Genomic DNA, 13,475 nt, shown 5'->3' with positions numbered 1-13,475 from the left:
ATGACCGATCCAATCGAGACCACCATCTATGACCTTCTGGCCCGGCGCGATGCGGGCAAGTCGATCTGTCCCAGCGAAGTGGCCAAGGCGCTGGAGCCCGAACGCTGGCAGAGGCTCATGCCCCAGGTGCGCGCCGTGGCCACGGGCCTGATGCGCGATGGCCGCCTCGTCATCACCAAGAAGGGCAAGCCGGTGGACCCCAACGGCTTCAAGGGCGTGATCCGGCTGAAGCTGCCCGCTGCCGGAACTGGCGATCAGCCCGAGGCGTCGCAGGACGATGGCGCAGAGGCTTGATGCCCTTCTGAGCGAGATCGCCGCCTGCCGGGCCTGTGCGGATGATCTGCCCCACACCCCGCGCCCGGTGGTGATGGTCGGCCCTGAGACCCGCGTGCTGATCTGTGGACAGGCACCGGGCAGGCGCGTGCACGAGAGCGGCCTGCCCTTCACCGATGCCTCGGGCGTGCGCCTGCGCGAATGGATGGGGGTCGATGAGGCGACATTCTATGGCAGCGGACGGATCGGCGTGGCGGCCCAGGCCTTCTGCTTTCCCGGCACCAGCCCGAAGGGCGGGGACTATCCGCCGCCGCCGCGCTGTGCCCGGCTGTGGCGCGCGCGCCTGCTGGCCCTTTTGCCGCGCGTGGAGCTGACCTTGCTGGTGGGCGCCCACGCCCAGCGCTGGGCGCTGGCGGAGCAGGCGCGAGCAAGCATGAGCGAAACCGTGAGGGCCTGGAGAGCGTTCGGGCCGCAGGTGATCCCCCTGCCGCACCCCTCGTGGCGCAATACGGCCTGGCTGCGCGCCAATCCGTGGTTCGGGCAGGAGCTTGTCCCTCATCTGAGGGCGCGTGTGCAGGAGGTACTGTCATGACAGAGGCATGGATGCAGCGCGCGCGAGCGGCGGCGCTCGTCATGGCCATGCTGGTGCTGAGCGCCTGTGCCACGCCTGCGGTGCAGGGCGCACTGAGTCCGCCTGCGGACTTTGCCGGGCCTCGGCTTGAGGCCGATCATGCCGTCATGGGCGATGGCGCGCGCCTGCCGCTCATGCGCTGGCTGCCCGAAGGCGAGCCGCGCGCCGTGATCGTGGCCCTGCACGGCATGAATGACACCCGTGCCGCCTGGAACATGGCGGGCAGCGCCTGGGCGGCGCAGGGCATCATTACCTATGCCTATGACCAGCGCGGCTTCGGCGGAGCACCGGGGCGCGGCGTCTGGGCCGGAGAAGACCTGCTGACGAGCGATCTGGCCACGCTCACCCGACTGTTGCGCGCGCGCCATCCGGGCCTGCCGCTGACGGTGGTGGGCGAGAGCATGGGCGGAGCGGTGGTCATCGCCGCCTTCACGTCCGGGCGGCCGCCGCAGGCCGAGCGCGTCGCGCTGCTCGCCCCGGCGGTGTGGGGCTGGTCGACCCAGCCGGTCCATTACAGGGCCAGCCTGTGGGTGGCGGCGCGCCTGCTGGGCGATCTGGCCGTGGAGCCGCCGGAAGCGGCGGTGCGCAACATCATGGCCTCGGACAATCTGGTCGAGCTGGTGCGGATGTCGCGCGATCCGGGCCTGATAACCGCCACGCGCTTTGACACCCTTTATGGCCTCGTCAGCCTGATGGAGCAGGCCAGCCAAAGGCTGTCCGCCCTCGCCGTGCCCGCAGCCGTCTTTTACGGCGGCGACGACCAGGTCATCACCATGGCACCCATGCGCCGCGCCCTGGCGCGCGCGCCCGAAGGCACGCGCACGGCCTTTTACCCCGAGGGCTTTCACCTGCTGACGCGCAGCTTCGAGGGCGAGCGGGTGGCCGATGACGTGGCCGCCTTTGCCCTGGGCGTCATGGACGGGGACGATGCGCCATGGCCCTCGGGCGCGAGGCCCTTTCCGGGCCGCAATCGCTAGCCAGACTATAACGGTCGCGCTTGCCCTCGGGGCAAGAAGCGCCTATTGGGCGCCCACAAAAATAAACCCAGGAAAGGCTCGATTACGGGCATGACTCTGTTCGACTCCCCTTCTTTCGCAGGACATGAAGGCGTTCACGTCTTCTACGACGAGAAAACCGGCCTCAAGGCGATCATTGCGGTGCATTCGACCGCCCGCGGGCCTGCGGTGGGGGGCTGCCGGATGTGGGCCTATGGCTCCAGCGCCGAGGCGCTCGAGGACGTGCTGCGCCTGTCGCGAGGTATGTCCTACAAGAACGCCGTGGCCGATCTGGAGATGGGCGGCGGCAAGTCGGTGATCATCGGCGATTCCCGCAAGGACAAGTCGCCCGAGCTGTTCCGCGCCTTTGGCCGGGCCATCAATACGCTGGGCGGCACCTATTATTCGGCCGAGGACGTGGGCGTGTCGGTGGCCGACATCTCCGAGGCGCACAAGGAAACCGAGTTTGTGGTCGGCCTGTCGGGCGGCAAGGAAGGCTCGGGCGATCCCAGCCCCGTCACCGCCGAGGGTGTGTTCCGCTCCACCAAGGTGGTGGTCGAGCGCCTGTGGAACCAGAACGACCTGTCGGGCCTGACGGTCGCGGTGCAGGGCGTGGGCCATGTGGGCGGCTATCTGGCCGACAAGCTGCACGCGGCGGGCGCAAAGCTGATCGTCACCGACGTCAACCAGCCCGTGCTGGAGGAGGTCGCCGCGCGCACCGGTGCACAGATCGTCTCGCCCGATGCCATCTATGACGTGGATGCCGACATCTATGCGCCCTGCGCCCTGGGTGCCACGCTGAACCCCCAGACGCTGGAGCGCATCAAGGCGCGCGCCATCGTGGGCGCGGCCAACAACCAGCTCGCCACGGCCGAGATCGGTCAGATCCTGCACAAGCGCGGCGTGCTCTATGCGCCCGACTATGTGGTCAACGGCGGGGGCATCATCAATGTGGCCTCCGAGCTTCATGCCCGCCAGAGCGGTGGCGCCTACGACTGGAACTGGGTCGACGGCAAGCTGGAGCGCCTGATGGAAACCCTGCGCGAAATCCTCGAGCGCTCGGCCAGCGAGGGTCGCCCGACCCACGAGATCGCTGACGCCATCGCCGAGGCGCGCATCAATGCCGCGCGCGATGCCCGTGAAAAGGCCCTGAAGGCGGCCTGATAATCAGCGCCTTAAGACCGCGTTTACCATGCGGGCGGCATTTTCTGCCTAGCGAAGCGGCGTCGAGTGCTTCGCGTGTCAGAGGTGGGGCGCTCGCGTGGGTCCGTTTGCGGCGGCGATTCAGAGATTCGGCATTGGACGTCTGGCCACGCTGATCGGCGTGGCCGCGGGCGTTGCGGCCGTCATGGCGGCGTTGGTGCTGCGGGTCGGGCAGGAGCCTGATGCGCTGCTCTATTCCAATCTCGACCTGCGCGAGGCTGCGGAAATCTCGCAGGCGCTCGATCAGGCGGGCATCAAGTACCGCGCGCGCGGCGATGGCTCGACCATCATGGTCTCGCGCAATCAGGTCGGCACCGCGCGCATGATGCTGGCCCAGCGCGGCCTCGTGACCTCCGGCTCGGTCGGCTACGAAATCTTCGACAACCAGTCCGCCCTCGGCCAGACCGAGTTCCAGCAGAACATCAACGAAAAGCGCGCCCTGGAGGGCGAGCTGGCGCGCACGGTCATGGACCTGCGCGGGGTGACCTCGGCGCGGGTGCACATCACCATGCCGCGCCGCGAGATGTTCCGCGCCAGCGGGGCCGAGCCCTCGGCTGCGGTGGTAGTGGGTCTTGGCGGGCGCGATCTCAATGCCGATCAGGTGCGCGCGGTGCGAAACCTGATTGCTTCGAGCGTGCCGGGCCTGCGGCCGGAGCGCGTCACCGTGGTCGACCAGACCAACCGCACGCTGGCGGCGGGCTCGGAGGATTCGGGCGGAGCATCGGCCCTGGCCAACGACCGCCGCGCCGAGGTCGAGGCGCGCATGACCGAGCGCATCCGCCAGCTTGTCGAGGGCGTCGTCGGGCCGGGTGCCGCGCGCGTCGAGGTCACCGCCGACATCGACCTGTCGCGCCAGACCGTGCAGCAGCAGGTGTTCGACCCGGACGGTCAGGTGGTACGCTCGACCCAGGCCTCCGAGGCCACCAGCGAGGATTCCGAGGCGCGTCCTGACGGCGGCGTCACGGCGCTGAACAACATTCCCGGCGGCGATCAGGGCGGCCAGACGGCGTTCGGCTCGCGCAGCGGCACCACGGGCGAGACCACCAACTACGAGATTTCCAACACCACCACCACAACGGTGCGCGAGCCCGGCGAGGTGCGGCGCCTGTCGGTGGCCGTGGCCGTCGATGGCATCACCACGCCCGCAGCAGGGGGCGGCGAGGCGAGCTACGCTCCGCGCCCCGACGAGGACATGCAGCGCATCGAGCAGCTGGTGCGCTCGGCCATGGGCTACAACGAGCAGCGCGGCGATCAGCTCAGCGTCATCAATGTGCGCTTCAGCCGCGACACCGCCAGCTTCGAGGGCACCGAGGCGGGCGGCGGTCTGCTCGACCTGACCAAGAACGACATCATGCGTATCATCGAGATCGCGGTGCTGGCGATCACGGCGCTGCTGCTGATCTTCTTTGTCCTGCGTCCCATGCTGAAGGCCGCGAATACCACGGGCGGTGCGGTGGCGGTGGCCCAGCTACCCGGCGGAGGCGCCGTGGCGGTGGCCGATGGCGGGAGCGCCGCGGCCCTGCTGCCCGCAGGCTCAGCCGGTCAGGCCGCCCTGCCTGCGCCCTCCGAGATGGAGCAGCGCATCGACATCGCTCGCATCGAAGGTCAGGTGAAGGCCTCATCGGTGCGCAAGGTCGCCGACTTCGTTCAGGCCAACCCGGATGAATCCGCCGCGATTCTCCGCAACTGGGTGCATGAAGGCTGATGGCGGCGCGTCTGGTCGTAAAGAAGGGTGCGGTCGACGACATCCGGCGCCTGACGGGCCCGGAAAAGGCCGCCGTGATCCTGCTGGCACTGGGCGAGGATCACACAAAGCTGTGGCAGATGCTCGACGACGAGGAGGTGCGCGAAATCTCCCAGGCCATGGCCAGCCTCGGCACGGTCCAGGCCAGCGTCGTCGAAGACCTGATGATCGAGTTTGTCTCGGGCATGAGCGGCTCGGGCGGGGTGATGGGCAGTTATGAGCAGACCCAGCGGCTGCTGGCCTCATTCATGCCCGCCGACAAGGTCGAGTCCCTCATGGACGAGATCCGTGGCCCCGCCGGGCGCACCATGTGGGACAAGCTCGGCAATGTGAACGAGGCCGTGCTCGCCAACTATCTCAAGAACGAATACCCCCAGACCGTCGCGGTGGTGCTGTCCAAGGTTAAGCCCGAGCACGCCTCGCGGGTGCTGACGGCCCTGCCCGAGGACTTCGCGCTGGAAGTCGTCCAGCGGATGCTGCGCATGGAGCCGGTGCAGCGCGAAATCCTCGACAAGATCGAGCAGACCCTGCGCGCGGAGTTCATGTCGAATCTGGCGCGAACCTCCAAGCGTGACAGCCACGAGGCGATGGCGGAAATCTTCAACAGCTTCGACCGTCAGACCGAGGCGCGCTTCATTGCGGCCCTCGAGGAGCGCAACCGCGAGGCGGCCGAGCGCATCCGCGCCCTGATGTTCGTGTTCGAGGATCTGGCCAAGCTGGACCCCGGCGGTATCCAGACCCTGCTGCGCGCGGTCGAGAAGGATCAGCTGGCCCTGGCCATGAAGGGCGCGTCCGATGCCCTGCGCGAGCTGTTCTTCTCGAACATGAGCGAGCGCGCCGCCAAGATCATGCGCGAGGACATGGAGGCCATGGGCCCCGTGCGCCTGAAGGATGTCGATACCGCCCAGATGACCATGGTGCAGGTGGCCAAGGATCTGGCCGCCAAGGGTGAGATCATGCTGGCCGGCCAGGGCGGAGAGGACGAGCTGATCTACTGATGAGCGAGCTGCGCCGATACGACTTTGACACCATCTTCGACGGCGAGGGCCGCGTGGTGGCCGCGCGCGCGCCGGTACGCCGCAGCTATGGTGCCACCGAAGTCGAGGCCATGCTGGCTTCGGCACGGCTGGAGGCGCGCGAGCAGGCCCTGCGCGAGGCCGAGGCCATGCGCGCCCACGCTCTGGCCACCATCGCCGACAGCGCCGCACGTGCCCTGCCCGAGCTGGCGCGCGTGGCCGCAGAGCACCGCGCCCAGGCCGCCGATCTGGCTCAGGTCTGTGCAGGCGTAATCGCGGGCGAGGCACTGGCACGCGCGCCGCAAGGGGCCATCGTGAGCGCTCTGGAGAGCCTGAGCACCGAGATTCTGGACTCTGCGCGTCTGGTGATCCGCTCCGGCAGCCTCGACGATCAGGGCCGCGCCGAGGTCGAGGCCGCCTGCGCCGCAGCCGGACTGGGTGCCCAGATCGTGTTCCGCGATCTGCCCGGCGCTGCGCCCGCCGCCTTCGTCATCGAGTGGCCCGAGGGGCGCGCCAGCTTTGATCCCGCCTCGGTCGCCGCGCGCATCCGCGATGCCGTGACCAGCCAGCTCGCCGCCGAGGCAGCCCACGCCGAGTCTCTCAATCTCTCCCACGACGGAGCCCCGTGATGGCCACCGACACCGACGCACGATCCGACCTGCCGCTGGAGGAGTTCGCCCCCTCCACCGCTCTGGCACCCCTCGACGAGGTCGAGGACAAGTCCGCCACGGACCTCGCGCCCGTGTTCGACGTGCCGGTGAACATCTCGGCGGTGCTGGGCAAGGCGCACATCTCGGTCTCGCAGCTTCTGAAGCTGGGCCAAGGCAGCGTGCTGGAGCTGGACCGCAAGGTGGGCGAGGCCATCGACATCTTCGTCAACAACCGTCTGGTCGCGCGCGGCGAGGTGGTGGTCGTGGACGAGCGCCTGGGCGTGACCATGACCGAGATCATCAAGACCGAGGACAACGGCGCCTGACCGGCGGCGTGATGCGTACAACAAGGAGATGGCCATGCGCCTTCTGGTAGTCGGAAAACTGAGCGGACAGCTGGCGGCGGCGGTCAAGATGGCCATGGCCCACGGCGCGAAGGTCGGCCATGTGGAACGCTGCGACCAGGCCACCGAGACGCTGAGGCGCGGGCAGGGCGCGGACCTGCTGATGGTCGACTATGATCTGGACATCCGCTCGCTGATTGCCGCCAACGAGGCCGAGCGCATCCATGTGCCCGTTGTGGCGTGCGGCATCGGTGCGGACCCCGACCGCGCCGCCGGTGCCATCCGCGCAGGTGCCAAGGAGTTCATCCCCCTGCCGCCCGAGGCCGATCTGATCGCCGCCGTGCTGGCCGCCGTGGCCGATGACGAGCGCCCGATGATCTCGGCGGACCCGTCCATGAAGGCCGTTGTGCAGCTGGCCGACCAGGTGGCGCGCTCGGAAGCCTCGATCCTGATCACCGGCGAGAGCGGCGTGGGCAAGGAAGTGATGGCGCGCTATCTGCACGGCCAGTCGCGCCGCAAGGATCGCCCGTTCATCTCGGTCAACTGCGCCGCCATCCCCGACAATCTGCTGGAATCCGAGCTGTTCGGCCACGAGAAGGGCGCCTTCACCGGTGCCCTGGCCCGGCGGATCGGCAAGTTCGAGGAAGCGGACGGCGGCACGCTGCTGCTCGACGAGATCAGCGAGATGGACGTGCGCCTTCAGGCCAAGCTGCTGCGCGCAATCCAGGAGCGCGTCATCGACCGTGTGGGCGGGACCAGGCCGGTCAAGGTCGACATCCGCATCATCGCCACCTCGAACCGCGATCTGGCCCGGGCGGTCAGCGAGGGCACGTTCCGCGAAGACCTGCTCTATCGCCTCAATGTCGTGAACCTGCGCCTGCCACCCCTGCGCGAGCGCCCCGGCGACATCGTGGCCCTGGCCGAGCACTTCATCAAGAAATACGCCGCTGCCAACGGTGTGCCCGCCCGCCCGCTGTCAGAGGCCGCGCGCCGGGGCGTGCTGAGCCATCCGTGGAGGGGCAATGTGCGCGAGCTGGAGAACGCCATGCACCGCGCCGTGCTGCTGGCCACCGGCACCGAGATCAGCGAGGACGCCATCCGCATGCCCGATGGTCAGCCTCTGGGTCTTGGCGGCGCTGTGAGCAGCGGTATGGGCGATACCGGCCTTGCGGCCCGCGCCGCAGCCAGTGCTGATGCCGTCGCCCGTGCCCATGTCGGCCAGACCGTGGCCCAGATGGAAAAGACGCTGATCCTCGATACCCTGAGCCACTGCCTCGGCAATCGCACCCATGCGGCCAGCATCCTCGGCATCTCGATCCGCACCCTGCGCAACAAGCTGAACGAATATGCCGACGAGGGCACGCCGATCCCTGCACCCCAGTCGGGTGTCGCCCCGATGAGCGGTCCTGCCCCGGGCATGAGCGGAGCGGCCTGAAACAGTCATGGCCGAGGGGGCATCCTCACGTCTGTCGGCCGTGCCTGCGCCGCGCGAGATGTGGCGCTGGTTCGCGCGTGGTGAAGTGGCTCTGGCGCTCGGGGTAATCCTGATCGTCGTGCTTCTGATCGTGCCGATGAACAAGGTCGTGCTCGACCTGCTGCTGGCCATTTCCATCACCAGCTCGGTGCTGGTGCTGATGACCTCGCTGCTGATCAGGAAGCCGCTGGACTTTGCGATCTTTCCCACGGTCCTGCTGGTGGCGACGCTCTATCGGCTGGGGCTGAACCTCGCTTCGACGCGCCTGATCCTGTCCAGCGGCCACGAGGGCAGCGACAGCGCCGGTCAGGTGATCCAGGCGTTCGGCGACCTGATGATGAGCGGCAGCTTCGTCATCGGCATGGTGGTTTTCATCATCCTGCTGGTGGTGAACTTCGTCGTCATCACCAAGGGCTCGACGCGCATCGCCGAGGTCAGTGCGCGCTTCAGCCTCGATTCCATGCCCGGCAAGCAGATGGCCATCGACGCCGACCTGTCGGCGGGGCTGATCGACGAGAACGAGGCGCGCCGCCGCCGCAAGGAGCTGGAGCAGGAATCGACCTTCTTCGGGGCCATGGACGGTGCCTCGAAGTTCGTGCGCGGCGACGCGGTCGCGGGCCTGATCATCACGGCCATCAATGTGATCGGCGGCATGATCATCGGCATGGCCCAGCACTCGCTGTCGCTGTCCCAAGCCGCCGACGCCTATGTGGTGCTGACCATCGGCGATGGTCTGGTAACCCAGATCCCGGCCCTGATCATCTCGATCGCGGCAGGCTTTCTGGTCTCGAAGGCCGGTGTCGAGGGATCGGCGGACAAGGCGCTGGTGGCCCAGCTTGCCACCAATCCGGTCAGCCTTGGCATGGTCTCGGCTGCGTCGGGCCTGATCGGCCTCATTCCCGGCATGCCGCTGCTGCCGTTCGCGGCCATCGCGGTGGGCACGGGCGTGCTGGCATGGCGGCGCGGGCAGAAGCCCAAGGTGGAGGCCCCCGTAATCGAGGAGACGCGCCCGGTCGAGCCGGAGGAGGAGCCGATCTCCACAGCCCTGACCATAGACGAGGTCAAGATCGAGCTGGGCTATTCGCTGCTGGCACTGATCAACGATCTGGAGGGGCGCAGGCTGACCGACCAGATCCGCGCCCTGCGCCGCTCGCTGGCCCAGGAGTACGGCTTCGTCATGCCCAGCGTGCGCATTCTCGACAACATGCGCCTGCCCACCCAGGGCTATGCCATCCGCATCAAGGAGATGGAGGCGGGTGCAGGCGAGGTGCGGCTCGGCTCGCTCATGGCCATGGACCCGCAGGGCCGTCAGGTCGAGCTGCCCGGCGAGCACATGCGCGAGCCCGCCTTTGGCCTGCCCGCGACCTGGATCGACGAGTCCTTGCGCGAGGAGGCGACTTTCCGAGGCTATACCCTGGTGGACCCCTCCACGGTGCTGACCACGCACCTGACCGAGATCCTGAAGGAAAACATGGCGGATCTTCTGTCCTATGCCGAGGTGCAGAAGCTGCTGAAGGAACTGGACGGCGAGCAGAAGAAGCTGGTCGAGGAGCTGATCCCCCAGGTCGTCACGGTCACGACCTTGCAGCGCGTGCTCCAGGCCCTGCTGCGCGAGCGGGTTTCGATCCGCGATCTGGGCGCCATTCTCGAAGGGCTGGCCGAGGCCGGGCCTCACACCGCCAGCGTGACCCAGCTGGTCGAGCACGTGCGCTCGCGCCTGGCCCGTCAGCTGTGCTGGCAGCACCGCGGCGAGGACGGTGCCCTGCCCATCGTCACCCTGTCGCCCGAGTGGGAGGCGGCCTTCGCCGATGCCCTGATCGGGCAGGGTGAGGAGCGCCAGCTCGCCATGGCACCCAGCAAGCTGCAGGAGTTCATCCGCAATGTGCGCGATGTGTTCGAGCGCACGGCCATGGCGGGCGAGGCGGCGATCCTTCTGACCGGTCCGCAGACCCGTCCCTATGTGCGCTCGATCATCGAACGCTTCCGCGGTCAGACCGTGGTGATGAGCCAGAACGAGATCCATCCGCGCGCACGCCTAAAGACCGTCGGCACTGTCTGATCGTCAACCGTTGATATCCGAGCGGCTATTTTCTGGACAAACGCAAGCGAGGCGGTAAAGCATCACGCCCGATGGTCGTGACCCCCGCGCCCCGCCGCCTGAATGACATGATGCAGACGGGCCTCGGGTTCGTCCGCACGCCCTCGCTCGCGCGCAATCTGGCCGGTCTGATGACGCTGGCGCTGCTGTGCCTGCTGGTCATCAACATCGTCACCTTCGCCATGATCCGCCAGACGGCCGACTACAGCCGACAGACGGTCAACGCCATGTCATCGCGCGTGATCTCCGAGCAGATCATGACGCTGTTCGTCGACGCCGAGACGGGGCATCGCGGCTTTCTGCTGACCCAGGAGAGCCAGTATCTGATCGTCCACGACCGAGCCATGGAGGCGCTGCCGGGCGCACTGGCCGATCTGGACCGCATTACCGTGCCCTATCCTGACCAGAATGCGCGCGTGCAGGAGCTGCGTGCTCTGGCCGGCGAGCGTCTTGCGCGCATGTCGACGGGCATCGATCTGGCGCGCGCTGGCCGCCTGCCGGAGGCGGTGGCTCTGCTTCGCACCGGCCAGGGCAAGGTGCTGATGGACGCGATGCGCGCCAAGATGGAGGAAATCGATGCCTTCGAGCAGGCGCGTGTCGAAGACCTGACCGAGGCTTCCGAGCGTTCGGGCCGCATCACGCTGGCGGTCAACACGGTCGGCGGCGTGTTCATCATCGTGCTGGCAATCATCAGTCTGATGCTGATCCGGCGCTATCTGGCAGAGCTGGCGCGGGCGCGGGATATGATGGCGCAGGCCAACGAACTGCTCGAAAGCAAGGTCGCCGAGCGCACCACCTCGCTGCGCAGGGCTAACGATGAAATCCAGCGCTTTGCCTATATCGTCAGTCATGACCTGCGTGCGCCGCTGGTCAATGTGATGGGCTATACCTCCGAGCTGGAAGAGGCGGGCAAGGCACTCACGCGCCAGATCGAGCAGATCGAGGCGAGTGCGCCCGAGCTGCTGGACGAGGAGGCCGTGCAGGCGGTGCGCGAGGATGTGCCCGAGGCCATCGGCTTTGTGCGGGCCTCGACCGCCAAGATGGACCGCCTGATCAACGCCATCCTCAAGCTGTCGCGGGAGGGACGGCGCAGGCTGGTCAGCGAGCCCGTTTCCATGACCGACATGGTCCGCAACATCGCCGACAGCGTGAACCACCAGACCGAAGCCGCCAACGCCGAGATCGTTGTGGCCAGCCTGCCCGACATCGAAAGCGACCGGCTGTCGCTGGAGCAGATCTTCGGCAATCTGATCGACAATGCTGTGAAATACCTCGACCACAGCCGCGAGGGCCTGATCCACATCGACGGGCGCACCACGTCGGGCGGGATGGTCGAATACCGCATACGCGACAACGGCAGGGGCATTGACCCCAAGGATCACGAGCGCATCTTTGAGCTTTTCCGTCGCTCGGGCCGCCAGGATCGCCAAGGCGAGGGCCTCGGGCTTGCTTTCGTGCGTAACGCCGTGCGTCGTCTCGGCGGTGACATCAGGGTCGAGTCCGAACTGGGAAAAGGCTCGACTTTCTATCTGGTTTTCCCCAAACGCCTCGTCATTGAGCAGGGAGAGGGCGAATGACTGAACCGGTGACCATCGTCATGGTCGAGGACGATCACGGCCATGCCAAGCTGATCGAGAAGAACATCCGCCGCGCCAATATCGGCAACGAGATCCGCCATTTCGACGATGGCACCTCGGCGATCGAGCACCTGTTCTCGGAGGAGGTGCGCGCCAACGGGCCTATGCTGGTGCTGCTCGATCTCAACCTGCCGGATATGCAGGGCACCGAGATCCTCGCCCGCCTCAAGGCCGACGAGAAGCTGAAGCGTGCGCCCGTGGTCGTGCTGACCACCACCGACGACAAGGTCGAGATCCAGCGCTGCTACGATCTGGGCTGCAACGTCTATATCACCAAGCCGGTGGACTATGAGGCCTTTGCCTCGGCCATCCGCCAGCTGGGGCTGTTCCTCTCGGTCATGCAGGCCCCGGATATCGAATGAGCGGGCAAGGCGAGGCCTTCTCGATCCTCTACATCGATGATGACCGCGCACTGGCGCGTCTGGTGGAGAAGGATTTCAAGCGCCACGGCCACCGGGTGACGGTGGCTGCCGATGGCGACGAGGGTCTGCGCCTGCTCGCCGAGAGCAAGTTCGACTGCGTGGCGCTCGATCACTATATGCCTGGCCGCGACGGTCTCGAGGTTCTGCCCGACATCGTGGCGCGCGAGGGCCATCCGCCGGTGGTCTATGTGACGGGCACCCAGGACGGGCGCGTGGCGGTTTCGGCGCTGCGGGCCGGGGCGGCGGACTATGTGATCAAGGACGTGTCCGAGGACTTCATCGCCCTGCTGCGCTCGGCGGTCGAGGACGCGGTCTCGCGCCGTCGCATGGCGAGAGAGCGCGAGGAGGCCATCGAGGCCATGCGCGAGGCCCGCGACCGGGCCGAGGCCCTGCTGCGAGAGGTCAATCACCGGGTCGGCAACTCGCTGCAGCTCGTCTCCAGCTTCATCGCCCTTCAGGTGCGCCAGCTGACCGACGAGAGCGCGCGCCTTGCCCTGAAGGACGCCCAGTCGCGCATCGAGGCCGTCGCCCACGTGCACCGCAGGCTCTACACCTCGGTCGAGATGGACCATGTGCGCCTCGACGAATATCTGTCGGGCCTGGTCGATGAGCTGGGCAACTCCCTGGGCTCTGGCGACAACGCGCCCACCTTGCGCCTCGATGCCGATGCCGCCCGCGTCAAGACCGATCAGGCCGTGTCCATCGGCGTGATCGTGACCGAGCTGGTCACCAATGCTTTCAAATATGCCTATCCGCCCGGTGAAAGCGGCGAGATCCGCGTTACCCTGCGCACCGAGGAAGGCACCCGCGCGATCCTCACCGTCGAGGACGACGGGCCGGGCATGGGCGATGGCAAGCCCAAGGGCACGGGCCTTGGCGGGCGCATCATCTCGGCCATGGCCTCGGGCCTGAAGTCCGCTGTCGAGATCGATCCCGAGCACCGCGGCGTTCGCGCCAGGCTGGTGTTCGACCTGTGAGCAAGGGCGCT

13 protein-coding genes are annotated in these 13,475 nt (G+C 67.4%); all 13 read left to right on the top strand.

Translation table 11 applies throughout. The annotated features are described in order from the left end of the window. The 13 genes from ACK4E3_RS04205 (at nt 1) to ACK4E3_RS04145 (ending at nt 13,464) form a co-directional block, all read left to right on the top strand. Nucleotides 1-294 (top strand): DUF3253 domain-containing protein, encoded by a 294-nt coding sequence (locus ACK4E3_RS04205; RefSeq protein ID WP_409696804.1) that lies wholly within the window; start codon nt 1-3, stop codon nt 292-294. Beyond that, nucleotides 278-865, top strand: a complete 588-nt coding sequence (locus ACK4E3_RS04200; RefSeq protein WP_409696801.1) for a uracil-DNA glycosylase family protein — start codon at nt 278-280, stop codon at nt 863-865. The genes ACK4E3_RS04205 and ACK4E3_RS04200 overlap by 17 nt, the downstream gene beginning before the upstream one ends. Continuing rightward, nucleotides 862-1,881: an alpha/beta fold hydrolase gene (locus ACK4E3_RS04195; RefSeq protein WP_409696798.1), complete on the top strand. Its 1,020-nt coding sequence runs from the start codon at nt 862-864 to the stop codon at nt 1,879-1,881. Before ACK4E3_RS04200 ends, ACK4E3_RS04195 begins: the two co-directional genes overlap by 4 nt. A gap of 90 nt (nt 1,882-1,971) precedes the next feature. Next, on the top strand, nt 1,972-3,063 hold the full coding sequence (locus tag ACK4E3_RS04190; RefSeq protein ID WP_409696795.1) for a Glu/Leu/Phe/Val family dehydrogenase: 1,092 nt from the start codon (nt 1,972-1,974) through the stop codon (nt 3,061-3,063). 97 nt (nt 3,064-3,160) lie between these two features. Then, the gene (fliF, locus tag ACK4E3_RS04185) at nt 3,161-4,807 is read left to right on the top strand and encodes a flagellar basal-body MS-ring/collar protein FliF (protein ID WP_409696792.1); all 1,647 of its coding nucleotides are present in this window, start codon (nt 3,161-3,163) and stop codon (nt 4,805-4,807) included. Next, nucleotides 4,807-5,844 (top strand): flagellar motor switch protein FliG, encoded by a 1,038-nt coding sequence (gene fliG, locus ACK4E3_RS04180; protein WP_409696789.1) that lies wholly within the window; start codon nt 4,807-4,809, stop codon nt 5,842-5,844. Before fliF ends, fliG begins: the two co-directional genes overlap by 1 nt. Beyond that, nucleotides 5,844-6,491, top strand: a complete 648-nt coding sequence (locus ACK4E3_RS04175; RefSeq protein WP_409696786.1) for a flagellar assembly protein FlbE — start codon at nt 5,844-5,846, stop codon at nt 6,489-6,491. Before fliG ends, ACK4E3_RS04175 begins: the two co-directional genes overlap by 1 nt. Then, the gene (fliN, locus tag ACK4E3_RS04170; RefSeq protein ID WP_409696783.1) at nt 6,491-6,838 is read left to right on the top strand and encodes a flagellar motor switch protein FliN; all 348 of its coding nucleotides are present in this window, start codon (nt 6,491-6,493) and stop codon (nt 6,836-6,838) included. Before ACK4E3_RS04175 ends, fliN begins: the two co-directional genes overlap by 1 nt. Nucleotides 6,839-6,872: 34 nt before the next feature. After that, a complete protein-coding gene (locus ACK4E3_RS04165; RefSeq protein WP_409696780.1) occupies nt 6,873-8,291 on the top strand; it encodes a sigma-54 interaction domain-containing protein in 1,419 nt (472 codons plus the stop codon). A 58-nt stretch (nt 8,292-8,349) separates the two neighbouring features. Then, nucleotides 8,350-10,389: a flagellar biosynthesis protein FlhA gene (flhA, locus tag ACK4E3_RS04160; protein ID WP_409701058.1), complete on the top strand. Its 2,040-nt coding sequence runs from the start codon at nt 8,350-8,352 to the stop codon at nt 10,387-10,389. A 71-nt stretch (nt 10,390-10,460) separates the two neighbouring features. Beyond that, nucleotides 10,461-12,005 (top strand): sensor histidine kinase, encoded by a 1,545-nt coding sequence (locus ACK4E3_RS04155; protein ID WP_409696777.1) that lies wholly within the window; start codon nt 10,461-10,463, stop codon nt 12,003-12,005. Further along, nucleotides 12,002-12,427: a response regulator gene (locus ACK4E3_RS04150; protein ID WP_409696774.1), complete on the top strand. Its 426-nt coding sequence runs from the start codon at nt 12,002-12,004 to the stop codon at nt 12,425-12,427. The genes ACK4E3_RS04155 and ACK4E3_RS04150 overlap by 4 nt, the downstream gene beginning before the upstream one ends. Continuing rightward, nucleotides 12,424-13,464, top strand: a complete 1,041-nt coding sequence (locus ACK4E3_RS04145) for a sensor histidine kinase (RefSeq protein WP_409696771.1) — start codon at nt 12,424-12,426, stop codon at nt 13,462-13,464. Before ACK4E3_RS04150 ends, ACK4E3_RS04145 begins: the two co-directional genes overlap by 4 nt. Nucleotides 13,465-13,475 lie beyond the last annotated feature (11 nt).

The organism is Brevundimonas sp. (assembly GCF_046299595.1).
Taxonomy (GTDB): domain Bacteria; phylum Pseudomonadota; class Alphaproteobacteria; order Caulobacterales; family Caulobacteraceae; genus Brevundimonas.
The sequence above is the reverse complement of the archived record's forward strand: the minus strand, read 5'-3'. Positions and strand labels throughout refer to the sequence as shown.